The following is a 23,054-nucleotide window of genomic DNA, read 5'->3' on the forward strand; positions in this document are numbered from 1 at the left end:
GTCAGTGAGGTCTCCACGCGCCATGTCGATGGCCTACACGATCGCAGACCAAAGCACAGGCGAATCCCGCTGATCTCAACTCCGTACAGGCCCTAAAGAAGCGAAAGATCGGCTAGGAGTGTCAAGCATCATCCGATGCCAAAGCGTCAAGCATCAAGTGAGACCAGACACGCCGTCAGCTGTCCTGTGTCCTGTCCCGGGACATGCTTGACGCGTCAGTCCCAGGACATGTTTGACGGGTGCCGTTGTCGGCCGATCTTTCGTGCGCGCTCGAATGTCGCTCGCGTTTGGTGGATCATCGGCTGGATGAAGATCCTTGCGTGTGCGGCGCTGGCCACGATGTCACTGGGTCTAGCCCTCGCGGGGTGCGGCGCGCAACAGCCCAGTGTGGGCACGCGGCCGACCCCGTTCCCGTCGCACTCGGCCAGCTTCGAGATCACAGTGAGGAAGAAAGGGGAGAAGGTAGACATTCCAAACCCGGGAACAGGCTCGGGCGATGCACGGCTACTGTCCGCGCTGCTCACCAGTTTCCAGGTGGCACAGGAGTCACGCACGCTACCAGGAGCGGTGGTCGCCCTGCCTGTCACCGACCTGGGATCGATGTTCATACCACTCCGCATGAACAGCAGCCCCATGAGTGGAGCTCCAGCATGCGACAAATGGACCGGTGGACTGTGGACTACGGTCCTCCGGGACTTCAACGACCCGGGCGTCCAGATGGCCGTGACCACGCTTGAGACACCCGCCCCCACCTCGGAGACAGACGAGCCCCGTGACGCCGAGTCGTTGTTTCGCGAACTGCGGAATCCCGCCGCCGGGGTACAAAGTAAGCGGGGCTCCGCGGCGTCCGCTGGCGACCATCTGATATTCAGCGAGGCCATCATCACGGGACCCGCGCAGATGCTGGCCAGTTTGGCGGATACCAGCGAGGTGGCATCCTGTAGGCGCCTGACGGGTATGGGAGGTGACTCCGGGACCATCGAGCCGTTCCAAGTGCCACCTATCGGCCAGCGATCCTGGGCCTACCGCATCACCGGCACCAGGGAGGTCCCCATCTGGGACTGGGTGCAAGTGGTCCAGACACCCCGCTATGTCATCGAGGTGCGGATCCCCGTACAGATGCCGGCTCCTCGCAGCGATCCCGCGAAACTGCTACCTCAGATCGCCGAAGCCGCCTATGCCAAAGCCGAGGCGGCCCTCAGGTAGCGCGGCTCGGCCGAGTCCTGTTCCCTGGACTGCATCACAGGTGTGCGAAGCGCGGGCTGCCTCGCTACTCATCTTCTGGGACTGAAGAGCCATCAGGCTCGGGCTGGCTGACGAAGCTGCCCATGCCTCGGACGGTGTACAACGAAACCCACTCGACAGCCCAGCTACCGCATGCCCGGCTGCACGATCTCCGGCACATCCACGCGACCACGCTCCTCCTGGCGGGTGTGCCCGTCCACGTCGTCGCGGCCCGCCTCGGCCACGCTGACCCGTCCATCACCCTGCGCGTCTACGCTCACGTGATCCGCGCGGCCGAAGCCTCCGCGGCAGACATCTTCGCTCAGGCGATCGGCGAGTAGTGGGAGCCACACTGTTAGCAGAGGCGTTAGCAAGATCCCGACATTGTCCTGACAAACACGAAGGCCCGCTACCAGGTTTTCCCTGGTAGCGGGCCTTTCGACTGAGCGCGGCCGAGAGGACTCGAACCCCTAACCTTCTGATCCGTAGTCTCAGGCAGGGGGTTTGCGGGGGTCTGGGGCGGTTCGTTGCCCCTGGATACAGGGCGGTGCGAACCGTCGCGGACCCCTGCGTACTGGCGGCAGTTGCTACAGCCGTCGCTACAGCGGCAGCTACAGCACCTTCATGGCCTCACCAGGGCGAAGCAGTGATCCACGCGACCGCCGGCGAAGCCCCGGTAGACCGCCGTCGGACACGGAAGCGGTGCCGGACGCCCCCACGGTTCCCCGGCGGTGCCCACTCGCCCTTGATGGCCTACAAGCGCCTACTGCCATCGCTGATCTCCGTCATCACGCCGGTGCTGCTGCGCGGCCCGGCGGGAGGAGTTGAGTTCCGCGCGCGTGCGTGGGCCTGTCCGCGGAGTCCAGAAACGTCCAAGCGCATACCCAACGGATAACCCCGCCAGCCCTGCCAGCGGGAGCAAGGCGGCCGAGGCCCGGTGACTCCAACACCGAACCCCGGCCTACGACCCAGCAACCTGATCAACCCAGGAGCCAGGCCATGAGCCACCACCCTTCCACACCCCCGATCGTCGAGGAAGCGAAGCTCGCGAACCGGATCCCGCCCGCGCGCTTCCGGCGCTTCTTCACCAAGCCGTTCCACGCCCGTCGCACGCACACCGTGCCGGTTGCTGAGGTGCCCGTAGCCACTGGCGCGGGTCGCATCGGAGACCGGGTTATCCTCGGCTTCGCGGTGGCCGTCCTGCTGGCCGTCGCGGCAGCCGCCGCCTACGTCTCGTACCACCACTTCTACGGCCTGGCCATCACCCTCGGCGAGCGGCACGACATGGCCGTCCTCTACCCGGCGATGTCGGATGGTGTGATCGTCATGGCGTCGCTGGTGATGGTCTACTGCTCGCGCCGGCGGATCCGTGTGCCAGTCCTGGCGTGGGTCGCTCTCGCCTTGGGAGGGGCGGTGACCCTGGCGGCGAACGTGGCGCACGGCTGGTCCGGCGGGCTCGGATCGCGCCTGGTCAGCGCCCTGGCGCCGTTGGCGTTCGCGGGCGCGTACGAGTTGCTGATGTGGATCGTCCGCAACACCCGGCGGCCAGCCGCCGAGCCCCAGAGGGAAGAGCACGTGTGCCAGCCCGTCGAGACCGTCGTCGAGGTGGCACGCGAGGTGCCGGTGCTGCCCGCCGACCGGTACGAGGCGGCGCGGTTGGCCTACCTCGACAGCCTCGGCGAGGGCAGGCAGCGCCTGGGCCGTCGCCCACTGATGAACCGGTGGGGACTGGAGCAGCGCGAGGCTGAGGAGATCATCGCGGAGGTGGACCGGGGGCGGGCGCCGGTAGTCGAAGCCAAGGAGGCCGAGACCCCCAACGCGGAGGCCACCGTGCCGTCGCTGAGTGGCGTCGAGCCGACCGGCATGAGCCAGGCGGAGGCGGCGTGATGACGAGCTTCCTGGTCCCCGCCGTAGGCGTGTGCGTGCTCCTGCTGTGTGCCACGCGGGAGGCGAGCGCGGATGCCCGGAGCGCCGGGCAGATGTGGGCGGCGGTGCGTCGTGCCGGATGGGGCCGCACGGCCGTCACCGTGGCGCGTGTCGCCGTGGTGGTCGTGCTGCTCATCCTGGCCGACGTGTGCCGCCTGGCCGGGCACGCGGTCAACGGAGTGCGGATCGTGATCGAGGCGCTCGCCGTGCACGCCGAGATCCTCGGCGCGTTGGTCACTCGGACGGAGGTGCGGGCATGACCGCCACGGAGGAGATGCACGACGGCATGGTGATCGCCCTCCAGGACGAGGACGCATGCCTCGCCGCCGACACCGCGCCGCAGAAGCCCGCGCAGGAGATCCCGTACGAGAGCGACGGCGTCCTTGAAGGCACCGTGGTTCTCGTCGACCAGCCTCACCAGCCCGAACCGACAGACCTGCTCGCCGAACTGGCCGCACGCCGTCAGGAGCGGCAGCCGCTGATCCCCGTGTGGCTGCGGTCACGCGCCGACGCCCTCCAGGTACTGAAGTGGCAGGCCGAGCACACGGGCTACGTGCTGGCCTACCACGCGCTGCGCGCCCCGAAGTACGCCGCCAAGCTCGCGGCCCGCTCCCCGGCCGGTGTCTGGCGGCTGCTGGTGACGCTGGTGCGCTGGCTGTTCGACTTGGAAGGCCGTCCGGTACGCCGGGCTGCGGCCACGAAGGAGGAGGCCGCGGAGTACCTGGCGCTGTCGAGGCAGCGTGACGACCGGGTCAAAGCGCGTCTGTGGACGCTCCTGGTCGGTGCAATCACGCTGGTGCTGGTCGGCATCTTCGTCGCGGTGGCCGCGCCGACCTGGGTGCAGTGGGCGATCCTCGGTGTGCTCATCGGCGTGGCGGGCGCGATCGGCTCGCCTGCCGACCAGCCGCTGCTGGACCGGGCAGTCATCCCCAGTCGCGTGCGTAAGCTCACCAGTGAGCAGGTGCTGGACGCGCTCGGCTCGCTCAGTATCTCGGCCATCAACCAGGCCCTCGGTAAGAACGGGCGCGGCATCACCTTCCCCGCCCCGATCATGCGGGACGGACCCGGCTGGCGAGCTGAGGTCGATCTTCCGCTCGGCGTGACCGTGTCCGATGTGCTGGAGAAGCGGGACAAGCTTGCCTCCGGCCTGCGCCGCGCCCTGGGGTGCGTGTGGCCCGAGCCGGTATCAGAGGAGCATCCCGGCCGTCTGGTGCTGTGGGTGGGCGATCAGGAGATGCGCAAGGCCACGCAGCCCGCCTGGCCGCTGCTGAAGTCGGGCCAGGTCAGCCTGTTCGACCCGATCCCGTACGGCAACGACCAGCGCGGTCGGCCGGTGTCGATCCTGCTCATGTTCGCCAACGTGCTCATCGGCTCCATGCCGCGTTACGGCAAGACGTTCGCGCTGCGGGTGCTGCTTCTGGCCTGCGCCCTCGACCCACTGGCCGAGCTGCGGCTGTTCGAGCTGAAGGGCACCGGTGACCTGTCGGCGCTGGAAAGGGTGGCTCACCACTACGCCAAGGGCGCCACCGACTCCGCCAAGGCCGCCTGCGTCGCCTCGCTGGCCGAGGTATACGCCGAGCTGGACCGGCGCGCGCAGGTCATCGACGGCTTGCCGCGCCATCAGGCACCGGAGTTCAAGGTCACGCCCGAACTGGCGGCCCGCAAGGACCTGGGCTGCACCCGATGGTGGTCGCGATCGACGAGTGTCAGGAGCTGTTCGCCGACGACGAGCACGGCGAAGAGGCCGCCAAGTACGCCACCGCGATCATCAAGCGCGGCCCGGCCCTGGGCATCATCCTCATCCTGGCCACCCAGCGCCCGGACAAGGACAGCCTGCCCAAGGCCATCTCGGCGAACGCGGGCATCCGGATCTGCCTGCGGGTGATGGGCTGGCAGGAAAACGACATGATCCTCGGCACGGGAATGCACCAGGCCGGCGTCAAGGCCACCATGTTCACCCTCAACGACAAGGGCATCTCCTGGGCGGTCGGCATCGCCGAGGACCCGATGATCGTCAGATCGGCCTACTTGGACGGCCCTACCTCCGAGGTGATCGCAGAGCGCGCCTATCAGCTCCGCCAGGCCGCTGGCACACTGTCCGGCCAGGCGATCGGCCAGGAACCGCCGCAGCGGGTCTCCTACGACCTGTTGGCCGACATCCTGACCGTGACCACGGCCAAGGAGGAGAAGGTCTGGAACAGCACGGTCGTGGACCGGCTGGCCGAGTTCCGGCCGGATGCCTACGGCCAGTGGACGACCCTGGAGGACGACGCCAAGACCGCCACGCTGACCGCGCGCCTGAAGGAGTACGGCGTCAGGACGGAGGACACCTGGGGTCGCGACCGCGCCGGTAGAGGCCGTAACCGCAAGGGCTTCAACCGCGCTGACCTCGCCGAAGCGCTCGGTAAGCGGAAGACCTCGCTCTAGCAGCCGTCCCGCCTGCTCGACGCCCCTGGAGTCCGCTCCGGGGGCGTTCGCGTAGGGCCGCTAGAACGCTAGGCCGCAGGTCGGAAGATGGTTTCACCGCTAGCAGGGCCGCTAGACCTCGCGGCTGTACTCGCTAGAGATTGGTCCGCCGATGGTCAACCGGCGCGCAGGACGCGGGCGGCCAGCTCCAGCGCGGCCCGCGGCGGCCGTCGAGTACCGGAGACGATCTCCATGATCGTGGTGCGGGCAGTGGCGTTGAAGGCGATGGTCTCGGCCGATTGCTGTTCGGAGGCCAGCAGCGCGGTGATCGCGGCGTCGGGCTCGTTGCGGCGTAGGTGGCCTTGGGCGACATCGATGAGGTGCTGGGCGCGGCGGTTGGTGGAGGGGATGGTGTCCAGATCGAGGCGGCCGGCGTGCTTGAGGGCGGTGGCCGCCTGCCCGGTTTCGATATGGACAGCGACGGCGTAGATGGCGACATTGGCCAGACCGAACATGGTGAGCGGGTGATGGTGGTCGGCTCCGAGTGCGGCGGACCCCTGGTGGGCGCGAGTCCAGCTGTGCCAGGCGTCGGCGGGGCGGTGCAGCCGGGCCAGGGCGATGGCGTCGAACAGGTTGAGTGCGCCCCAGGTGGACAGTGCCGCGGGGTTGGTCGGCACGATGTGGCGGAGGTGGCTGGTGGCGTTGTGAGCGATGGCGTGGGCCTCTTCGGCATCGGAGCGGCCGAGCGCGGCCATGGTGGAGGTCCAGGCAGAGACCGCGATCAGGACGGGATCGTCGGTCTCTTCGGCGGCGACCATCGCGCGATCGGCGGCGCGAGCGGCCAGATGCGGCTCGCCGACGCAGTACAGGAAGCGCTGGGCCATCTGGAAGACCTCGCTCTGCAACTGCCAGGTGAGGCGGCGGCCAGCGGGCGGGCTGGCTCGGTGCAGGGCCAGGGCGTCGCTCAACAGGTCGGGCACCACGACGCCGAGCGCGGTGTAGGGACGGTCGGAGCGATGCCAAGCTGACCAGGCCAGGGACAGCCGGCGGCGGATGCGTTCGGACTCGGTGTAGGGGTCGCGGGTGGAGGTCTGCGGGTAGGTGGGGGTGGACAGCAGCCGCCGGAGCACGGGAACGGCCTCGTGCTGGACACGGGCGCTTTCGCCGATGCTGCAGCGCAGGCGTTGCAGGCGTTCGCCCAGGATCACGGCGAGGTCGTTGACGCCCAGAACCTCGGCCAGCGTGATAGCGACCGACAACTTGTCCAGCCGCTGTTTGCCGCGTTCCACGGTGCGCAGCCACTCCTCGGTGCGGCCGCACAGCTGTGCGCAGGCAGGCAGGCTTAGGCCGCGGCGCAGACGAAGCGCCCGGACGTTTGCGCCGACCTGGCAGTCGAGCGGATCGACGTGCTCGTGGGCTGATGTCATGGCGCGCCCCCGTCTGTTGGCCGTAGTGTGCCCCCGACCGCACTGGATGCGTCGCTATCGACGCTAACGGCATTTACTCGGCGAGTCAGGAGATTGACACGATGGCCGACGTCAGGCAGCCCGTTTTGTACGTGATCGCGTGTGGCGGTCGCCCGGCGGGCGGCCTTCCGGATCTAGTGGCGTCGCTGCAGGCCGGTGGGTGGACCGTGTGCGTGGTCACAACACCCTCGGGCCGGAAGTTCGTCGACCAGGAGCGGTTGGCGGAGCTGACGGGGTATCCAGTGCGTGACGATTACAAGCGGCCGGAGGAGCCGGACGTGCTACCACCGGCCGATGCGATGGCGGTGGTGCCCGCGACGTTTAACACGATCAACAAGTGGGCGGGCGGCATCTCCGACACGCTGGCGCTGGGGCTGTTGAATGAGGCGATCGGCCTGGGCCTGCCCGTCGTTGCGGTCCCGTGGCCGAACGTGGCGTTGGCGAAGCACCCGGCTTTCCCGCTGAGTGTGGAGCGGCTGACGTCGAGCGGGATCTCTGTGCTGCTGGACACCGATCGACTGCCCCAGCCCTCGTCCGGCGAGCCCGGCGCCGCCTCCTTCCCGTGGGCGGAGCTGAGGTCCGAGCTGAAGCGGATCTACGAGGTCTGCATGAACCGGATCGCCAGCACGAAGAACTGAGCTCGGAGAGCTTCTCACGGCCCGCCTTGAGCGGGCAGCGGCAGGCCCGTAACACGGATTGAGCTTCCTGCCCACCCCCAAGTGCGGCTTGGGGATGACCAGGAGATCCGGCCATAGCGTCGCAGCCATGTCCGAGGACGTCTATCGAGCAGCGCTTGCACGGGTGTCGGTCGTGGTGCCCGCGCGCGGGGCCGTTTGCGAAGGTTCCGACCACATGGATTCCGGTACCTCCAGCACCACAGCCGCGGGCAGCCCCCTCTTCGCTGGGTCGTCCGTCGCCCTCATCTACGACGCCGCACGCGATGGTTCACGGCCTAGGGCGAACTCATGATGCGGCATCGGTGGCGTGGATCATCGAGTGGCGCCCTCCGGCCAGAACACGCGGACCGGAACTCCGCGCTCGCGAGCGGCGGCCACGACGTCAGCCGTACCGCCATACCCCCGGGCGGGCAGACCGTCCCACACCGCCCACAGTTCGTCGGCCAGCTCAAGCATCCGCTCGGACGCGGCCTGGTGGGATCGGCTGGTGGACTCGACGAAGTCCATCTCGTGGACCTGGCGGGCGGCGGCGAACAGGGCGTCGTAGGTGGGCCAATGCTCGGCGGGAAGTCCTTCACGGTACTGCTGGGCGGGCACCACAACCTCCAGGAGCCCGCCGGCGTCGAGCACGGCACGGGCGAAGATGGCGTCGGCGCCGTCCGCGAGGCACGACACCCCGGTCACCTCCTGGTGGCCGAGGTCGGCGAGCGCGTCGCGGAGCTCGCGGTCGACGAGCTGTTCGACGGCGGGGGAGAGACCGCGGTGGCCGGTGATGGCGATGCGCAACGTCATGTCCGGATTGTGTCAGCCGACCAGGGTGGTCAGCAGCCGCTGATCGAACGTGCGGACGGTCGGGAGGACCGGCCCGGTGTAGGAGGTGCGGAACTTCCTGGCGGCCTGGATGACCCGCTCGGACCCGTACAGGACGCCGGTCGACAGCGCCGTAGCGGCGAGGGTGAACGCCTCGTCGAACTGGCCCTCCATTCGCTTGACCGCCGCGATTTCCAGGATCAGGATGGCGCGCTGCTTTTCGGCTGGCTGCGTCACGTTGAGCGACTCGGAGAACGCGGTGAGCGCCTCAACGGGTTGGGCGAGCCGGACCGCGCACAGCGCCCGGTAGCCCGCCAGCTTCGCGGCGGTGAAGGGGAACACCCAGGGCCAGGGCGGGCAGGCGGCGCGTTCGCTCGCGGCAACCGCCTGCTCGGCCTCGGCGAGAGCCCTCCGGCAGGCGTGCCCGTCGCGGGCTGTGGCGTAAGCCAGGGCCTGGAGGCAGGCGAGCCAGGCCCGCGCGGTCGGCGGAGGCCGATCGCCGATCGCGGTCCGGGCGCGGGCCAGCAGCAGGAGCGCGATGTGGGGGTCCTCCTCCAGCTCGAACTGTGCCAAGCTGCCGGTCATGTAGCCGGTGAGCAGCCCATGCTCAGCTCGGCGGGCTGCGTCGATTCCGATCTTGTAGTAGGTGCGGGCGGTCCCGGCGTCGGCCATGTCGGCGTGCAGCCATGCGGCGAATCCGGCCGCCTCGGCGATCGCACCGAGGAGGTCCCCGCGCAGTGGGCCGGCGGACGCGCGGGTCAGGGCCGAGCGGGCCACGCCGAGGTGGGCGACCGCGCCGGGGGCGAGTTCTCGCGCCGGGGTGGTTGCTTCCAGACGACGTTGCAGGCCGGTGACGGCGGTGAGGGTCGTCGCGGTGGTGTCGTCCGCGTCGATGCGGCGAGGCGTATGTGGTGCGGGGACGACGGCCAGGGCCGCGGTCGCGGCGGCCGTCTTGGCGAATTCCCTGCGGTTCGTGTCGTCACCTTCTCGGGGGCCGAGACGGAGACGGTGGATCGGTGCCCCGACTCGGCGGCATATGTCGCGGACTTGGTCCACGGTGAGCGCCCGGCCTCTCAGGACTCGGGACACCCACGTTTGGCTGTAGCCCAGCTCGTCGGCCAGTTGTGCCTGGCCCCAGCGGCGTGCGGTGAGCACCTCGGCGAGGAGCTTGCCGACGTCGCAGGTGGCCAGAGCCTCGGCGACGGCAGGTTGATCCCAGAAACCAGGAGGCAACGGCTCTGGGGTTGGCATGAGGCTAGGTTACGCCGGGCACTGCACTTTCCGCTTGAGTCCTCCTCCGCATGCCCCCAGTCCGAAGACGACTACGCGCTTCCCGCGCGGCACGCTGGCGATCACGCTCAAGTGCATGATCCCCACGAGAATCGCTTTGCCCTGACTCACCCCCGCTGGCAGGCCCATTCCCACCGTGACCACGCCGCCCACCCCGTACATGGCGGGTCACCAGGTCTGCCCAACGCCGGGGTCCCGGGACACATCACCGGCACCCGCGACCTGCCCCCGGGGTCGCGCCGGAAGGATTCCCGGGGCCCCGGCCCGTCCCGATCAGAGGAGTTCCCCGTGGTGTATCCACTTCCGGGCACGCCGGCAGGTGAGATCCTGGCTGCGATGGCCCGTGGCCGACGCGCCATCCAGCGCTTGCAAGCCGAGTTGCGAAGCCACGGCGTGGACACCTCGATCGTCTACCTCGGGGGGCGGCCCCGCCTCGATGCCACCGTGTTGGCCGTGTGGACCGACGAGCACGGCCGGGAGTTGCGGTGGGCCATCGGTGATCCAGTGGACCCCGCGCCCGACGAGGCCACCGGCCACGCTCCCGTATGGGAGACCGTGGACGCTGCCCGCCGAATCGGCGAGCAGCTGTCCGAGCTGGAAAGCGGCCATGTCACGTCGGCGGCGGAGTCAGCGCGGTGAGCCCGGAAGGCCCGGCCGAGCAGACGGCATGCGCGTTGGTGCGCGCTACTCACGCCCACGAGCACAGGGACACGACCATGCCCGAGCCCGGAGACTACGCACTGGCCAGGGACCTGGACGACACCGAGCACGCGGTCATCTGGGACGCCCCTGTCGGCCTGGCCACCACCGCCGTGTGCGGCGCGCTCGCTGTGCCCTCGGCGACCACGGAGATAGCGGTCCCGTGGTGGTATCACACCTGCGCGAGCGCCTGCCGGCGGTGCGCGGAGCTCGTCATCGCCATCGGCTGGGCGCTGACGCTCGTCCCCTACGATGTGACCCGCGCCCGCCTGGATCTGCTGCTGCGAGCGTGTGGTTGCGACCTCACCAGCGACGAGCAGTGGAGCGCGCTGGGGTGGGATCGGGGCGACCCCGCAGCGGAGCAGCGGGAAAGGGCGATCGCGCTCATGCAGCGATGGCACCTGACACCTGCGGGCCTTGATGTCGCCAGCGCCCGACTCGGCCCAGCGGCCATGACCGACCAGGAACGGGCCGAGGTTCTCGGCCCTCCGGCCGACCCGCACCCCAACTAGAGCAGAGCCCAGCCGTGCACCCCCACAGCACCACAGCCCAACCGGCCGCCCGCAAACCGGGACCGGCCCTCGCGCTGGCTCACAAGCTGCAGACCGAGCTGGAGCGGCTGAACGTCCCCGCCCATGTCCTAGGCGGCGATGACAAGGCCGCGGTGTCGTTGTGGCCCCATTTGGTCGCGTTGACAGACGGCCGGATGATCTTTTGGCAGGCTCCCTATCCGAGCGCGCGCGGAACCATCTTGTGGACGCTCGCCTGGGCTCCCGCCACGGCGGCCACACGGCTGAGGGCCCATTACCTCGATCTCGTGAAGCAGCCTCTGCCGGAGCCGCTCGCCGAGCTGGTCCTGCTCACCGTTGGTGGCGGAGGTGACGAGCGATGACCGCGACCATGTGGCTTGTGCCCGGCCTGCGACCGGCCGATGAGGTAGCCGAGCAGCTGCAGGTTCAGCTCCACGCAGCGCACCGGATCGATTCCGTGGTCCGTCACGGCGAGGGCGTCGCGCTGGTGCTGATCTCGACCGACCTGGTCGTGTGGACGGACGGGGACACCTGGTGGTGGCGGACCGGCCAGACAACTAGGCGAGGCCGGTGGATCTACGCCCGCGCCTCCACCGAAAACGTGGCAACCGCCGCTCGTCGTATCGCTCTCCGCTGCGCAGAGTTGCATGGCGGTGAGCAGCCCGTGCTCAAGGAGCGGATCGGTTGAGCACCCGACAGGAACCAGCCGGAGGCTGCCGAGATGCACGACGGCCCGCTTCGGCCTGTTCACGGGAATGGACGAAGGCTGGCACTGCGGGGAGGTGGCCGTGCGGGGAGGCACGGGCCGGCCTGCGCCCCGCCTCAGACTCGGTGCCTGGGCAGGATCTTCACTCTGTCCAGGCACCGAGATCCAACGAGAGCTCCCGGTCGCCCGCCCTGCCCCGCGGGATCCCCGGCAAGGGCTCGCAGACGTCCGGTCGAGGAGAACGAAGTGACGGACGTCGCCATACTCGTGATGAGGAGAACTACCGATGCCCTTGCGATCGAGCAATGGCCGCAGGTCAGGCCGGGTCGGCGGGGTAGCGGTAGCGCAGCTTCCACTGGTGGGTCGGCATGACGTAGAGGTTGACCTTCACCGGTCGGTCCTCGGCGGTCAGCCCGACGTGGAAGATCTCGTACACCCGCTGGTCGGGCGTCATGCGCAGAAAGCGCGCCTCCTCCAGCGTCGGCGGCCGGACCTCGACGTCCTCCTGGATATCGGCCTGGGCGTAGCCGAGCTCGGCCAGGCGGCTGCTGATCCCGCCCACTCCGGGGTCGCGTTCGGCAATGGGGGTGCCGTCCGCGATCGAGCGCGGGATGTAGCTGGTGACGATCTGAATGGGTACGTCTTCGGCGCGCATATACCGGGGGCCCCTGATGATGACGCTGTCGGTGTCGTAGTCGACGCCGAGAACTTCGGCGACCTCGGCCGGCGGCCTGCCGGGGGCCACTCCGTGGTCGGAGTCCAAGGTGTAGTTGAGCTGGGCGAGTTCGCTGGCCAGCGAGCCGCGCGCGCCACCGCGTTCGCGGTGGGTGCGGCTGTGCCGTACGGCGGCGTCGCGCAGGAGGGGCGGCAGCTTGTTGACGTAGGTCCCGACGCCCATGTGTACGTAGACGAGCCCCTCGGCCTTCAGGATCCTCAACGCCTTGTTGACCATGGCCCGATGAACGCCGAGCTCTTCGGCCAAGGTGTCCTCGTTGGGCAGCAGCGAGCCGCGCGGGTAGGTGCCGTCGTGGATGGATCGGCGGATGGTGTCAGCCACCTGGCGGTAGCTTGCTGTGCTCGTCACGATCTCACCCTACCGATAGTACGTACTACATATTCGTTGACCCCTCACACTGCCGGGACTATGAAGTACGTAGTACATATAGCCGGACGCAACTCCTGCGGTATGGCAGCGACTTCGTCACCTGATTCGGTCACTGCACCTTGCAATGGTGGGCGCTTACCCGCCGCTCCGATGCGGGCGGCCTGCTGGCCACGCCGTCGGCTTGCGCGCTGACCCAGTTGTTGGACCAGCGGCGCCCGGGCGCGGGCAAGGCGACACCCACTCCGACGCTCAACGAAGGAGACCACCCGTGATCGTTCCCCTCGCCGACCCTCAGCTCCCCATCCACCGCAGCGATGCCACGGCACAAGCGCCGGTGAGCACGCTGTCGATGGCGCACATCGAGGCGTGCGCGCTGGCTCATCACGTTCCGGTCGAGGACGCCTTGCTGATCGCGATCAACCTGCTCGGCGTCTCCTCGGCGCAGCCACGCAACCGCGCCCGCCTCACGCTGCGGCTGGCTCGCGCCACGCAGCGGGCGTGGATGGTGATCGTCCCGCTCAACCAGGCCGCATCCCCGTTCCGGCTGCACGATCGCGAACTCGTGCTGGATGGCGTTACGGTGGCCGAGGTCGAGCGGATCGACTCCGATGACGCGGTGGGCGGCTACTTCCGCCGCCAGGGCCGGGCGCTGACGCTCAACCCGAACGCGCGCAGCCGCTGCGTGGGGTGCGCATTCTGCCCCAACACGCTGGAGGCCGCCGCCGACCCGCGGATGGGCCGCCAGCAGGCGCTCGGGGAACTGCTGGCCGCCTTAAAGGTTCAGCATCCGCGCGGTGACCTGTCGCAGGTGGAGGAGGTGACGGTCTCCACCGGCTGTTTCGAGCGGGAGGAGGCGGCGTTACAGCATCTGGTGGCGTTGCGGGCCGCCCTGACCGAGGCAGGGGTTGGCGCGCGAGTCGGGTTCTTGTCCTCGGTGCTGCGCAGCAGCGCCGCGTTCGAGCAGCTGGCCACCACGGTGGCGCCGTTCGTGCTACGGCTGACCGCCGAGTGCTTCACCCGCCGCGAGCTGATGCTCAAGTCCACCAAGGCGGACCTGACCATCGACCAGATGCCCGCCCTGCTGGGCCGGGCCCGCCGGACGGGCCTGGACACCTCCTACACCTACATCGTCGGCCTGGACCCGCTGGCCGAGATGAGCGCGGGCGTTGCCGCGCTGGCCGGGCACGTCACCGCGTTCCCCAACTTCCAGGTCTTCCAGGCGCACAACCCGCTCATGGCCCAGCTGCGCGTCGATGGCGCCGACGAGTTGGAGTTCTACCTGAATGCTCGTACCCGGATCGAACAGATCATGGCGCCGCTCGGGCTGCGCCCGGCGCCCTGGGAGTGCTACCGGCCGCTGTGGTACGTCAGCTTCGCCGGGCAGGAGCTCGACGATGCAGCCGTCTGACGGCAGCTTGCTGACGGGGGTGGGTCCGGCTGTCGATGTCTCGGCGCTGATCGACCGCATCGAGGTTATCGACCTGGCCGCCGGTCCGGTGGCGGAGGGAGACGACCGGTATGCCGTGGCCGTGCACGCCGCGGGACAGGCCGGCTTCTACGGGCCCATCGGCGAGTTGGTCGCCGCGCTCATCCGCGCCGGGCTCGGCACCTGTGTGCTGGGGCACCGGGTCGGCGACCATCGCGGCCTGCACCGGAAGCTGACCGGCCGTCTCGGCGCGCATGGCGGCGGGCTCGGCGCCTGGGCTATTGGCGCGATCGACTGCGCCGTCTGGGACCTGCACGGCCGTCTGACCGGCCGCCCCGTGGCCGACCTCCTCGGCGCACCCGTCGCCGGCAGCGGTGCCCGGGTGCCGGTGTACGCCTCCTGGCCGGGCGCCGACCTCACCCAGCCTGGCCTGCGCGCTGAGGTCACGCGCCTGGCAGAGGAGGGATACCTGTTCACCAAGTGGGGGCTGCGCCGCGACCGGCGGCTGGCGCCAGGCCGCGCCGCCGCGGTGATGGCCGCCGCGGTGGAACGGGCCAGCATCTGGGCAGGTTCCCCGGTGGCCGTCGACGCGGTCGGCACCTGGGATCCGACGACGACGGCTCTGTTCGCCGACCGGGTCAACGCCGCGGCGTTGCATTGGGTGGAAGATCCGCTGCCCGAGACCCACGTGGACCTCTACGCCGAGCTGACCGGGCGGTGTGCGCTACCGCTGGCGATCGGTGAGCGCCTGGTCGGCCCGCGCCAGGCCGCCCGGCTGCTCACCGCGACGTCTCCGGCGGCCTTCGTCGTAGATGTGGTCTGGTGCGGCGGACTCACCACCGCCGTCGACCTGGTGCACCTGGCCGGCACGTGTGGGATCACGCTCTTCCCGCACGGCCGCGCGCTGGCCCCGGCATTGCATCTGGCCTGCGCCTACCCGGACCTGGTGGGCGCGGTGGAGTACCAGGTGCAGTGGGAACCGCGCCGCCAGGCCCTGTTCACCACGCTCCTGCCCGTAGTCGAGGGGCACATCGGTCTGCCGGACGAGCCCGGGCTGGGCCGCACTCCCCGCCGGACGGCGCCATGAGCGCCAGCGAACGCGGGCCCGTGATCGCGCTCAGCGGATACGTCCGCCACCCCGGTGGCCCTGCCGTACCCGGCCCAGGGACGGCTGCGGCGCCGACTGGTCTGCATCTGGTGTGCGGGTCTCGGCTGGACGGCTACGACACCTTCCTGTCCGGCGAGCTCACCCTGCCCGATGGCCAGCAGGTGAACGTCCGTATCCTCACCTTCGACGACCTCACCGTGCTGCTGGTTCGCCAGCACCTGCACGGCTGGGCCGACGGGCAGGCCTGGAGCGGCACTCTGCGCCTTCGGACGGCCCGCAAGGCCGCCATCCCCGGCGACGTGGCCGAGGCGATGCGCGCAGCATGCCTGGAGGAGGTGGCCTACGATCCGGCCGAGCTGACGCATCTGCTGACCTGGCTGGAGGAGGCCGCCGACCCGGATCTGCGCCGGCAGCGTCTGGCCGTGGTCGTCGCCTCGTTGGCCGCACGCCCCACCGACCGGGCCCCCGGTCCCACCGCCGGGGCCGCATGATGACCGCGCCGCCCGCCCCGCAGCTCATCACGCTGGACATCGGCTACACGCTGGGCGCCCCGCGCGGCTCCTCGCTCACCGCCGTGCTCGCCGAGGCCTCCCCGCTGCCCCAGGCGGAGGCCCGGCACATCGTCCAGCGCCACCTGCACACCCGGGCCGTGTTGGACGAGGACGCCATCACCCGGGTGTGCCAGGAGCTGCGAATCCCCGTCGACGCCTTCCCCCGCGAGCACCGGCCGCCCCGTTTCGACTTCTGGCCGGGCGCGATCGAAGCGGTGGCCGACCTCGCTTCGCTGCTTCCGGTGGCCACGCTGTCCAACGTCACCCGTGCCGACGACGAAGCGTCCGCGATCGCCCGGACGCTTCGGCCGTACCTGGCCGGTCACCATCCCTCCTATCTGCTCGGCTACGCCAAGCCCGACCCGCGCGCCCTGCGCGCGGTGGCCGCCGCCCACGGCGTGTCACCCGCGTCGATCATCCACCTGGGTGACAGCCTCGAGTACGACGTGCGCGCCGCCGTACAGGCCGGTGCCCGCGCGGTATGGATCACCGATCAGCCGCCGCAGGCGATCCCGGCCGATCTGGTCGCCGCCGCCGGGCGCCTACACCTCGCGCCCACCCTGGCCGCCGCCGTCGCATGCGTGCGCGACCTGCTGAACCCTAAGCCGCCATCACCGACACTGGACATGAGGAGATTCCCATGAGCACGTTCGCCGGCACCGCCCGCTACTACCGGTTGTATCGGCCCGGCATCCCGGTCGAAGCCGTCCAGCTGTTGACCGCCGAAGCCGACCGCGTGGCGCCGGCTCGCCGGTTGCTGGACCTCGGCACCGGGACCGGTCAGGTGCCCGCCGCGCTGCACCAGGCCTTCACCGAGATCGACGCCGTCGAACCGGACGACGCCATGATCGCCCAAGCCGATGCGGCGCTGCGGCCCCAGTTCCCGGAGGTGCGCCTGCACCACCAAGCGGCTGAGGACTTCGCCCCGCCCTACCCTGGCTGGCGCGCCGACCTGGTGACCATCTGCCGGGCTTTTCACTGGATGGACCAACCCGTACTGCTGAAGAAGCTCGGCGGCTACGTGGCCGACACCGGTGTGGTCGCCGTGATGGGCGACGGCAGCCTGTGGACCGCCCGCAGCCCCTGGACCGACGCCCTGCGGGAACTCATCCAGCGCTTCCTGGGCGAACAACGCCGCGCAGGCGATCAGACGTACGCCCACCACGACCGCCCCTACGCCGAGGTGCTGGCGGAATCGGCGTTCTCCCACGTGCGCGAGCACCGGATCCCGCTCACGCGCGTCTGGACGCCCGAGCAGGTGATCGGCTACCTGTATTCGACCTCGTTCGCCGCCCGGACGCTGTTCGGCGACCGGATCGAGGAGTTCGAGGACGCGGCCACGACGCTGTTGCAGCAGTTCGCCCACGACGGCCCGCTGCTGGAGGACGCCGAGTTCCAGGTGGTGCTCGCCCGCCGCCCCCGCCCATAGCTGACACCCCACCGGGCGGGACCGGCCCAGATGTGGCCAGCCCGCCCGGCATCTCTTACCGGCCCGGCCGCCAGCGGCTCCGGCCGCGGCCCCTAGGCCACTTTCCTTCGGCGGACCTCACCTCACCTGATCTGCCGTCCCCTGGAACCCGGGAAGGGATCTTCGATGCCCGTCCATACTCCGTTCAGCCTCGCCGACCAGCATGCCTTCATCCACGACGGTCTCCTGATCCGCCGCGGCCTGATCCCCGACGCGCTGCTTCAGACAGCCCAGGCTCACATCGACGACTGGTACGAGCGTGACCTCAACGCCGCCCGGATCGAAACGTATACGCAAAAGACCTTCGCCCCCGAGCTGGGCAGCCACTCCGACCTGCTCGCCCTCTACACCGCCTCTGGCGCCATTAGTCTGGCCGCCCAGTTGGTCCAGCCCGCCTGCCTGGCACCCGTCAGCAGCGTGCAGGTGCAGATCCGCATCCCCCAGGCCGCACTCGCCTCGGCGCAGCCGGTCAAGGCCATGCACGTCGACGGCGTGGCCTGCCCCCATCTGGAGCCGCGCGAGCTGCGCACCTTCACTCTGCTGGTCGGCGTGATGCTCTCGCACGTCACCCGCGCCGATGACGGCGCCCTGCACTACCTGCCCGGCGGGCATCACCGCATGGCCCGCTGGTTCGCCAGCGAACGCCCCGACGACACCGCCGACCAGGTCCCGGCCGACGTCGAGGCCGATGAAGGGGTCGCGCTGCTCGGCGAGCCCGGCGACGTCATCTTCATGCACCACCTGGTGCCGCACCGCGTCGGCGCCAACACCAGCACCCGGCCGCGCGTCATGGCCTACTTCCGGCTCTCCCACACCGACCACGACCGCCTCGGCCTGTCAGCGCTGCGTGACCCCTGGGCCGAGTACCCGCACCTGGCCGCCCTGGCGAGCAGCACATGAGCGGCCCTCCCGCCATCCTGGCCGCCGACCAGCTCGACCAGGCCGCCGCCGCCCTGGCCGCCGGGCACCTGGTCGCGGTGCCCACGCCCCGCTGGTACATGCTGTGCGCCGCGGCCGGCAACCCGGCCGCCTGCGAAGCGATCTTCACCGCCAAACAACGCCCCGCCAGCAAACCGCTGCTGCTGGCGATCGACGACCGCGCGGGCGCGGTGAACCTGTTTCGCCTCGGCGACGCGGCCCGCGTCCTCATCGACCAGTTCTGGCCCGGAGAGCTCGCGCTACTCCTGCCCTGGCGCGACCCCGACATCCGCGCCGCCTACCCGCTGATCGGCGCGCCTGCTCTGGTTCAGTGCCCGGACGGCATCCTCGGGCAGCTCGCCCGCCACGCCGGGCCGATCACGGCGGCCAGCCTGTCCACCTCCACCCCGGCCGCCGCAGGAGAGGAGTGGCCCGCGCTCACCGCTGGCCAGGCTGCCGCCTTCATCGCCGCGACCGGCGCGCCCGTCGCGGCGATCATCGACGGCGGCATCTGCCCGCACGCCCACCACCTGACCATCGTGGACTGCACCACCGTCACCACCGACGACGGGCAAGCCCTCGGCGCCCGGATCGTGCGCGAGGGCACTGTGCACCGGCGCGCCATCGCCGCAGCCCTGCGACCCGCCCTCGTCCAGCCCGGAGGTGATCATCATGTGGTGTGAAGCAGCCGCCCGCGCCCTCCAACACGCCCCCGACCAGGCCGTCGAAGGGGTCTGGAACGCGCTGAACTACCTGTGCGCGGCCCAGCTGTACCTGCGCGACAACGCCGGCCTGCGCCGCCCGCTCACCGCAGCCGACGTCAAGCACCGCCCGAGCGGGCACTGGGGGATCTGCCCGCCGGTCAACCTCATGCTCGCCGCCCTGGGCCCGCTGCGCCGCGAACTCGCCCCCGGTCAGGAGATGCACATCCTGCACGGCGGCGGCCACGCCGGACCCTCCGCCCTCGCGCACGCCTATCTCACCGGCCACCTCGCCACGGCCGATCCCGCTTTCACCCGCTCGGCCGCCGGGCTGCACCACCTGGTGACCGGCTTCCCCCACACCGGCAGCGTCGGCACCGAGATCACCCCGCTGATCCCCGGCCACCTGCACACCGGCGGCCAGCTCGGCCCGGCCCTCGCCATAGCGCAGGGCACCGTCCTGGACGCCCCCGCCAGGCTCACCATCGCCCTGATCGGCGACGGAGAATGCGAAACCGGCGCCACCGCCGCCGCCTGGCTCGCTCACCGCGCCTTCCACGGCACCGGCGAGCACGGCACCGTGCTGCCCGTGGTGCTGCTCAACGGCCTCCGCATGGGCGGCCCCAGCCTGCTCGCTGGCCTATCCGACGCCGAGCTCGTCGCGTACTTCACCGGCCTTGGTCACCGCCCGATCATCGACGACGGCTCCGACATCGCCCGGCTACGCGCCCGGCTGGCCGACGCCCTGGACGCCGCACCCGACCTCGGTAGCACGAGGCCCGGGGTGATGTTCGTGCTCACCATGCCCAAAGGCCACACCGGGCCGAAGCGACTCGGCGCCCACCTGCTCGCGGGCACCCCCGCCATGCACAAGACCCCGCTGCCCGACCCGCGCCACAATCCAGACCAGTTCGAGGTCTTACGGGACTGGCTGGCCAGCTACCGGCCCCAGCAGCTGCTGACCGGCGACGGCCACCCGGCCCCCGCCCTACAGGCCGCGCTTCCCGGCCCCGACCTGAACCCGCCACCCGCCGACATCGCCGCCCTGGCCCCGCCGCGCGGCTGCATCACCATCAGCCGCGCCGCCGCCGACCACGCACACGCCGCCTCCTTCGGCCAAGCCGTCACCCGGGTGCTACACGAGCGCGCCACCCACGGGCCAGGCGCGTTTCGGCTGTTCAGCCCCGACGAACTGGCCTCCAACCGCATCCACCTCGCCGCCGGCGGACGGCTGCCCGCCTGGGCGGTCGAGGTGCTCAACGAGGAACTGGCCCACTGCTGGGCCCAGGGCTACACCGAAACCGGCCGCCATGCCGCCATCATCACCTACGAGGCGTTCGCGCCGATCACCGCCAGCCTCCTCTGCCAGCAGCTCAAACACCGCGCCGCCCGCCGCGCCACCGCCCTGCCCGACCTGCCCAGCATCGTCTACCTGCTGACCAGCCTCGGCTGGCACAACGCCTTCACCCACCAAAACCCCGCCCTGACCTCGGCGTTGATCGCCACCGCCGACCCCACCCTGCACCTGTACACCCCCGCCGACGCCGCCCGCACGGCCGCCACCCTCACCTTCGCGCTGCGCAAACTCGGCCGCGCCAACATCATCATCGCCAGCAAACACCCGCTCAGCGCCCACCCGACCGACACCCTGGACGACGAACTGCGGCACGGCGCCGCCCTCTGGCCGCACCAGAGCGACCCCGGCACCCCGGATCTGGTGCTCGCCTCCGCCGGCGACCTGCCCGCCCACCAGCTCACCGCGGCGGCCACCCATGTGCGCCGCCACCATCCGGGGCTGCGGCTGCGCTACGTCCACATCCACGACCTAACCGCCCTCGGCGACCCCCGCATCTGGCCGCACGCGCTCAGCGACGACGACCTGACCAGCCTATTCACACCCACCGCGCCCATCCTGCTGGCCACCATCGGCTCCCCAGCCGACATCCACGCCCTCCTCGGCCACCGCCATCCCGGCACCCGGCTCACCGTCCTCGGCTACCGCGACCCCGGCCGCCCCCTCGGCAGCGATCAGCTCCTGGCTCACTGCGGCTTGGACGTGGACTCCCTCACCCGCCGCGCCCTGTCCACGATCCGGCCCGCCGCCTCGACGCGCCCCTGAACCGCTCGACCCCGCACCGCTGTACGTCTTCGCCGTCCAAGGAGCGACCATGCCCACCGTGCCCTTGCCGCCCGCCGCAGCGCCCGCGCCGGAGCTGATCGACACCTTCAACAGCGACGGCTACGCCGTCATTCGCCACGCCTACGACCCGCCCCTGCGCGCCGAACTCCTGGCCGCCGCATGCCGACTCCTGACCTCCGACACCACCCGAGGTCGCGACCGCGGCGGCGACGGCAAAGACGGCTTCCGCGGCTGCATCGCCCTCGACGACACCTTCCTGCCGCTGCTGGCCAATCCGGCCACCCTGCCCGCCCTCATCACCCTGCTCAGCCCCAACATCCATCTGCTCTCGGCGCACCTGATCGCCCTGCCTTCCGGCCCGCCCCGCACCATCCGCACCCCCGACCGGCCCGGCTGGCACCGCGACATGTACGGCGTCACCGACGACCTCGGCTGGGGTGACACCCCCCGCATGGCCATCAAAGTTGCCCACTACCTCACCGACATCACCGCCGACTGCGGCCTGACCATGTTCCTGCCCGCCAGCCACCTCCTCGAGGGGCCGCCCACCATCGCGTCCGGCGCCATCGACCCGCCCGGCACCATCACCCCTGACCTCGGCCCCTGCGACGTCGTGCTGTTCGAAAACCGCACCTGGCACGCCGGCGGTATCAACACCTCCGGCCGACCCCGCATCGCCCTCATGCTCCAGTACGGCTACCGCTGGCTCCACCCCGTCGACGACCCCGCCCCACACCTGCTGCAGCGCCCCGGCCTCGACCCGATCACCCGCCAGCTCCTCGGCGCCCCCGACCGCAACCCCGATGGCTCCATCGCCAAAGGCGCCGGTGCCACTCCCTTGCGACAGTGGTGGGCCGCCACCAACATCCCGGCGCCGACCGTGGGGGATCTCAGGCCCCGCCATCCCCGCCTTCCTCTCACCGCCCCTCCGACCATGTAAGGAGCCGATCCGGTGAGCGGCGGAATCGTCGGTGGCATCTGAGACCGTTACGCACAGCACTCGATAAGGAGCTCTACGTGATGACGATGGGAGTGGTGAGGCAGCCCGTCGAGTGATGTTCAGGCCGCATGCGCCACCACGGAAGGCGCGACGGCCTCGTCGTTCGCCCCCACACCGGAAAGGAGCCGCTGACGTGCCCGACAAGGCAACCGTCGCCGATCCCACCCCCGAACAGCACCAGCACGGCGAAGAACAGCAGCACAACGAAGAGCTGACGTTCAACTTCAACGGCGGCGACACCGAATCGACAGATCACCTCACCTGGAGGCAGCTCAGCCGGCGCCTGCCGCACCTGGTCCGCCGATCCTTCGCCCTGGCCTGGGCCGTGGACCGACGCGCAGTGATCATCCTGCTGGCCTGCCAGATCATCTCCGGCCTGGCGGAGGCACTCGGCCTGCTCGCCACGACCGCGGCGCTCGGCGCGCTGATCCAATCCGCCCACGACCCCGCGCACCTGCGCGAGGCCCTGCCCTCGATCGCGGTCCTGGCCGGGGCCGCCGGACTACGCGCGCTCCTGGGCATCGCCATCCAGGGCCTGTCGAACCGGCTGGGCCCGCGCATCGGCCGCGAAGCCGAGTACCGCCTCCTGGAGGCGGCCACGAACGCCGAGATGGCCGCCTACGACCACCCGGGGTTCGATGACCGGTGCGACAAGGCCGACCGGGGCGTCAGCGTCAGCCAGGACATGATCGGCGAGTCGCAGAACCTGGTCGCCTCCCTGACCACTCTGATCGCCGCCACGGTGGTGATCGCCACACTCGCGCCGGTCCTGCTGCCGCTGCTGGTGCTGACCACCGTCCCGCAGGCGCTGGCGTCCCTCGCCGGTGAGCGGGTCGCCTACCTGGCGATATTGAAGACCTTCCAGGAGCGCCGGATGCTGAGCATGCTGCGCTGGCACCTGAC

At 70.3% G+C, this 23,054-nt stretch carries 24 protein-coding genes and 1 pseudogene; 21 read left to right on the forward strand and 4 right to left on the reverse strand.

All coding sequences use genetic code 11. From position 1 onward, the window contains the following. The first annotated feature begins 306 nt into the window (after positions 1-306). The 6 genes from ACWEVS_RS43575 to ACWEVS_RS43600 all read left to right on the forward strand — a co-directional run bounded on the left by ACWEVS_RS43575 (position 307) and on the right by ACWEVS_RS43600 (position 5,577). Positions 307-1,206: a hypothetical protein gene (locus tag ACWEVS_RS43575; RefSeq protein ID WP_452556815.1), complete on the forward strand. Its 900-nt coding sequence runs from the start codon at positions 307-309 to the stop codon at positions 1,204-1,206. Positions 1,207-1,328: 122 nt separating this feature from the next. Beyond that, a complete protein-coding gene (locus tag ACWEVS_RS43580; protein ID WP_452556817.1) occupies positions 1,329-1,565 on the forward strand; it encodes a tyrosine-type recombinase/integrase in 237 nt (78 codons plus the stop codon). A gap of 658 nt (positions 1,566-2,223) precedes the next feature. Next, positions 2,224-3,111 (forward strand): DUF2637 domain-containing protein, encoded by an 888-nt coding sequence (locus ACWEVS_RS43585; RefSeq protein ID WP_452556819.1) that lies wholly within the window; start codon positions 2,224-2,226, stop codon positions 3,109-3,111. After that, on the forward strand, positions 3,111-3,410 hold the full coding sequence (locus ACWEVS_RS43590) for a hypothetical protein (protein WP_452556821.1): 300 nt from the start codon (positions 3,111-3,113) through the stop codon (positions 3,408-3,410). Before ACWEVS_RS43585 ends, ACWEVS_RS43590 begins: the two co-directional genes overlap by 1 nt. Then, a complete protein-coding gene (locus ACWEVS_RS43595) occupies positions 3,407-5,035 on the forward strand; it encodes a hypothetical protein (protein WP_452556823.1) in 1,629 nt (542 codons plus the stop codon). The genes ACWEVS_RS43590 and ACWEVS_RS43595 overlap by 4 nt, the downstream gene beginning before the upstream one ends. Next, positions 5,035-5,577 (forward strand): DUF3631 domain-containing protein, encoded by a 543-nt coding sequence (locus tag ACWEVS_RS43600; protein ID WP_452556825.1) that lies wholly within the window; start codon positions 5,035-5,037, stop codon positions 5,575-5,577. Before ACWEVS_RS43595 ends, ACWEVS_RS43600 begins: the two co-directional genes overlap by 1 nt. 155 nt (positions 5,578-5,732) lie before the next feature. Here the strand turns inward: ACWEVS_RS43600 and ACWEVS_RS43605 are convergent, their stop codons facing one another. Next, the gene (locus ACWEVS_RS43605; protein WP_452556827.1) at positions 5,733-6,983 is read right to left on the reverse strand and encodes a helix-turn-helix domain-containing protein; all 1,251 of its coding nucleotides are present in this window, start codon (positions 6,981-6,983) and stop codon (positions 5,733-5,735) included. Between the two features lie 101 nt (positions 6,984-7,084). Between ACWEVS_RS43605 and ACWEVS_RS43610 the strand changes: the two genes are divergently transcribed. Next, positions 7,085-7,660 (forward strand): flavoprotein, encoded by a 576-nt coding sequence (locus ACWEVS_RS43610; protein ID WP_452556829.1) that lies wholly within the window; start codon positions 7,085-7,087, stop codon positions 7,658-7,660. Positions 7,661-8,011: 351 nt separating this feature from the next. On the opposite strand, the gene ACWEVS_RS43615 is transcribed toward ACWEVS_RS43610, so the two are convergent. Together ACWEVS_RS43615 and ACWEVS_RS43620 are read right to left on the reverse strand one after the other, a co-directional pair. Next, a complete protein-coding gene (locus ACWEVS_RS43615) occupies positions 8,012-8,491 on the reverse strand; it encodes a hypothetical protein (protein ID WP_452556831.1) in 480 nt (159 codons plus the stop codon). Positions 8,492-8,503: 12 nt separating this feature from the next. Then, positions 8,504-9,760, reverse strand: a complete 1,257-nt coding sequence (locus ACWEVS_RS43620) for a helix-turn-helix domain-containing protein (protein WP_452556833.1) — start codon at positions 9,758-9,760, stop codon at positions 8,504-8,506. A 327-nt stretch (positions 9,761-10,087) separates the two neighbouring features. Here ACWEVS_RS43620 and ACWEVS_RS43625 point away from each other — a divergent pair, with 327 nt between their 5' ends. The 4 genes from ACWEVS_RS43625 (at position 10,088) to ACWEVS_RS43640 (ending at position 11,716) form a co-directional block, all read left to right on the forward strand. Further along, complete coding sequence (locus tag ACWEVS_RS43625; protein ID WP_452556835.1) at positions 10,088-10,438, forward strand: hypothetical protein; 351 nt, start codon at positions 10,088-10,090, stop codon at positions 10,436-10,438. Between the two features lie 77 nt (positions 10,439-10,515). Continuing rightward, complete coding sequence (locus tag ACWEVS_RS43630) at positions 10,516-11,010, forward strand: hypothetical protein (RefSeq protein WP_452556837.1); 495 nt, start codon at positions 10,516-10,518, stop codon at positions 11,008-11,010. Between the two features lie 14 nt (positions 11,011-11,024). Next, positions 11,025-11,390, forward strand: a complete 366-nt coding sequence (locus tag ACWEVS_RS43635) for a hypothetical protein (protein ID WP_452556839.1) — start codon at positions 11,025-11,027, stop codon at positions 11,388-11,390. Beyond that, positions 11,387-11,716 carry a hypothetical protein gene (locus ACWEVS_RS43640; protein WP_452556841.1) on the forward strand — a complete coding sequence of 110 codons (330 nt, stop codon included), beginning with the start codon at positions 11,387-11,389 and terminating at the stop codon, positions 11,714-11,716. The genes ACWEVS_RS43635 and ACWEVS_RS43640 overlap by 4 nt, the downstream gene beginning before the upstream one ends. A gap of 334 nt (positions 11,717-12,050) precedes the next feature. Here the strand turns inward: ACWEVS_RS43640 and ACWEVS_RS43645 are convergent, their stop codons facing one another. Next, the gene (locus ACWEVS_RS43645) at positions 12,051-12,818 is read right to left on the reverse strand and encodes a GntR family transcriptional regulator (RefSeq protein WP_452556843.1); all 768 of its coding nucleotides are present in this window, start codon (positions 12,816-12,818) and stop codon (positions 12,051-12,053) included. Positions 12,819-13,107: 289 nt separating this feature from the next. Here ACWEVS_RS43645 and ACWEVS_RS43650 point away from each other — a divergent pair, with 289 nt between their 5' ends. The 10 genes and pseudogenes from ACWEVS_RS43650 to ACWEVS_RS43695 form a co-directional block, all read left to right on the forward strand. Continuing rightward, complete coding sequence (locus ACWEVS_RS43650) at positions 13,108-14,247, forward strand: radical SAM protein (protein WP_452556845.1); 1,140 nt, start codon at positions 13,108-13,110, stop codon at positions 14,245-14,247. Continuing rightward, entirely contained in the window at positions 14,234-15,352 is a 1,119-nt protein-coding gene (locus ACWEVS_RS43655; RefSeq protein WP_452556847.1) for an enolase C-terminal domain-like protein, read from the forward strand. Before ACWEVS_RS43650 ends, ACWEVS_RS43655 begins: the two co-directional genes overlap by 14 nt. Next, positions 15,349-15,864, forward strand: a complete 516-nt coding sequence (locus ACWEVS_RS43660) for a hypothetical protein (protein ID WP_452556849.1) — start codon at positions 15,349-15,351, stop codon at positions 15,862-15,864. The genes ACWEVS_RS43655 and ACWEVS_RS43660 overlap by 4 nt, the downstream gene beginning before the upstream one ends. Continuing rightward, entirely contained in the window at positions 15,861-16,568 is a 708-nt protein-coding gene (locus ACWEVS_RS43665; protein WP_452556851.1) for an HAD family hydrolase, read from the forward strand. Before ACWEVS_RS43660 ends, ACWEVS_RS43665 begins: the two co-directional genes overlap by 4 nt. Next, on the forward strand, positions 16,565-17,353 hold the full coding sequence (locus ACWEVS_RS43670; protein WP_452556853.1) for a class I SAM-dependent methyltransferase: 789 nt from the start codon (positions 16,565-16,567) through the stop codon (positions 17,351-17,353). Before ACWEVS_RS43665 ends, ACWEVS_RS43670 begins: the two co-directional genes overlap by 4 nt. A 165-nt stretch (positions 17,354-17,518) precedes the next feature. After that, a complete protein-coding gene (locus ACWEVS_RS43675; RefSeq protein WP_452556855.1) occupies positions 17,519-18,292 on the forward strand; it encodes a phytanoyl-CoA dioxygenase family protein in 774 nt (257 codons plus the stop codon). Further along, positions 18,289-18,993 carry an L-threonylcarbamoyladenylate synthase gene (locus ACWEVS_RS43680; RefSeq protein ID WP_452556857.1) on the forward strand — a complete coding sequence of 235 codons (705 nt, stop codon included), beginning with the start codon at positions 18,289-18,291 and terminating at the stop codon, positions 18,991-18,993. The genes ACWEVS_RS43675 and ACWEVS_RS43680 overlap by 4 nt, the downstream gene beginning before the upstream one ends. Further along, entirely contained in the window at positions 18,983-21,130 is a 2,148-nt protein-coding gene (locus tag ACWEVS_RS43685) for a phosphoketolase family protein (RefSeq protein ID WP_452556859.1), read from the forward strand. Before ACWEVS_RS43680 ends, ACWEVS_RS43685 begins: the two co-directional genes overlap by 11 nt. Before the next feature lie 49 nt (positions 21,131-21,179). Continuing rightward, entirely contained in the window at positions 21,180-22,091 is a 912-nt protein-coding gene (locus tag ACWEVS_RS43690) for a phytanoyl-CoA dioxygenase family protein (protein ID WP_452556861.1), read from the forward strand. A 193-nt stretch (positions 22,092-22,284) separates the two neighbouring features. Next, positions 22,285-23,054 (forward strand): annotated as a pseudogene (locus ACWEVS_RS43695) (hypothetical protein); the annotation flags it as partial.

It is taken from the genome of Nonomuraea sp. NPDC003754, from assembly GCF_053605785.1.

What these genes read in the sequence shown, in the direction of transcription:
- ACWEVS_RS43575 (WP_452556815.1), top strand. Translation starts at nt 307, where the DNA reads ATGAAGATCCTTGCGTGTGCGGCGCTGGCCACGATGTCACTGGGTCTA.
- ACWEVS_RS43580 (WP_452556817.1), top strand. Translation starts at nt 1,329, where the DNA reads ATGCCTCGGACGGTGTACAACGAAACCCACTCGACAGCCCAGCTACCG.
- ACWEVS_RS43585 (WP_452556819.1), top strand. Translation starts at nt 2,224, where the DNA reads ATGAGCCACCACCCTTCCACACCCCCGATCGTCGAGGAAGCGAAGCTC.
- ACWEVS_RS43590 (WP_452556821.1), top strand. Translation starts at nt 3,111, where the DNA reads ATGACGAGCTTCCTGGTCCCCGCCGTAGGCGTGTGCGTGCTCCTGCTG.
- ACWEVS_RS43595 (WP_452556823.1), top strand. Translation starts at nt 3,407, where the DNA reads ATGACCGCCACGGAGGAGATGCACGACGGCATGGTGATCGCCCTCCAG.
- ACWEVS_RS43600 (WP_452556825.1), top strand. Translation starts at nt 5,035, where the DNA reads ATGGGCTGGCAGGAAAACGACATGATCCTCGGCACGGGAATGCACCAG.
- ACWEVS_RS43605 (WP_452556827.1), bottom strand. Translation starts at nt 6,983, where the DNA reads ATGACATCAGCCCACGAGCACGTCGATCCGCTCGACTGCCAGGTCGGC.
- ACWEVS_RS43610 (WP_452556829.1), top strand. Translation starts at nt 7,085, where the DNA reads ATGGCCGACGTCAGGCAGCCCGTTTTGTACGTGATCGCGTGTGGCGGT.
- ACWEVS_RS43615 (WP_452556831.1), bottom strand. Translation starts at nt 8,491, where the DNA reads ATGACGTTGCGCATCGCCATCACCGGCCACCGCGGTCTCTCCCCCGCC.
- ACWEVS_RS43620 (WP_452556833.1), bottom strand. Translation starts at nt 9,760, where the DNA reads ATGCCAACCCCAGAGCCGTTGCCTCCTGGTTTCTGGGATCAACCTGCC.
- ACWEVS_RS43630 (WP_452556837.1), top strand. Translation starts at nt 10,516, where the DNA reads ATGCCCGAGCCCGGAGACTACGCACTGGCCAGGGACCTGGACGACACC.
- ACWEVS_RS43640 (WP_452556841.1), top strand. Translation starts at nt 11,387, where the DNA reads ATGACCGCGACCATGTGGCTTGTGCCCGGCCTGCGACCGGCCGATGAG.
- ACWEVS_RS43655 (WP_452556847.1), top strand. Translation starts at nt 14,234, where the DNA reads ATGCAGCCGTCTGACGGCAGCTTGCTGACGGGGGTGGGTCCGGCTGTC.
- ACWEVS_RS43660 (WP_452556849.1), top strand. Translation starts at nt 15,349, where the DNA reads ATGAGCGCCAGCGAACGCGGGCCCGTGATCGCGCTCAGCGGATACGTC.
- ACWEVS_RS43665 (WP_452556851.1), top strand. Translation starts at nt 15,861, where the DNA reads ATGATGACCGCGCCGCCCGCCCCGCAGCTCATCACGCTGGACATCGGC.
- ACWEVS_RS43670 (WP_452556853.1), top strand. Translation starts at nt 16,565, where the DNA reads ATGAGCACGTTCGCCGGCACCGCCCGCTACTACCGGTTGTATCGGCCC.
- ACWEVS_RS43675 (WP_452556855.1), top strand. Translation starts at nt 17,519, where the DNA reads ATGCCCGTCCATACTCCGTTCAGCCTCGCCGACCAGCATGCCTTCATC.
- ACWEVS_RS43680 (WP_452556857.1), top strand. Translation starts at nt 18,289, where the DNA reads ATGAGCGGCCCTCCCGCCATCCTGGCCGCCGACCAGCTCGACCAGGCC.
- ACWEVS_RS43685 (WP_452556859.1), top strand. Translation starts at nt 18,983, where the DNA reads ATGTGGTGTGAAGCAGCCGCCCGCGCCCTCCAACACGCCCCCGACCAG.
- ACWEVS_RS43690 (WP_452556861.1), top strand. Translation starts at nt 21,180, where the DNA reads ATGCCCACCGTGCCCTTGCCGCCCGCCGCAGCGCCCGCGCCGGAGCTG.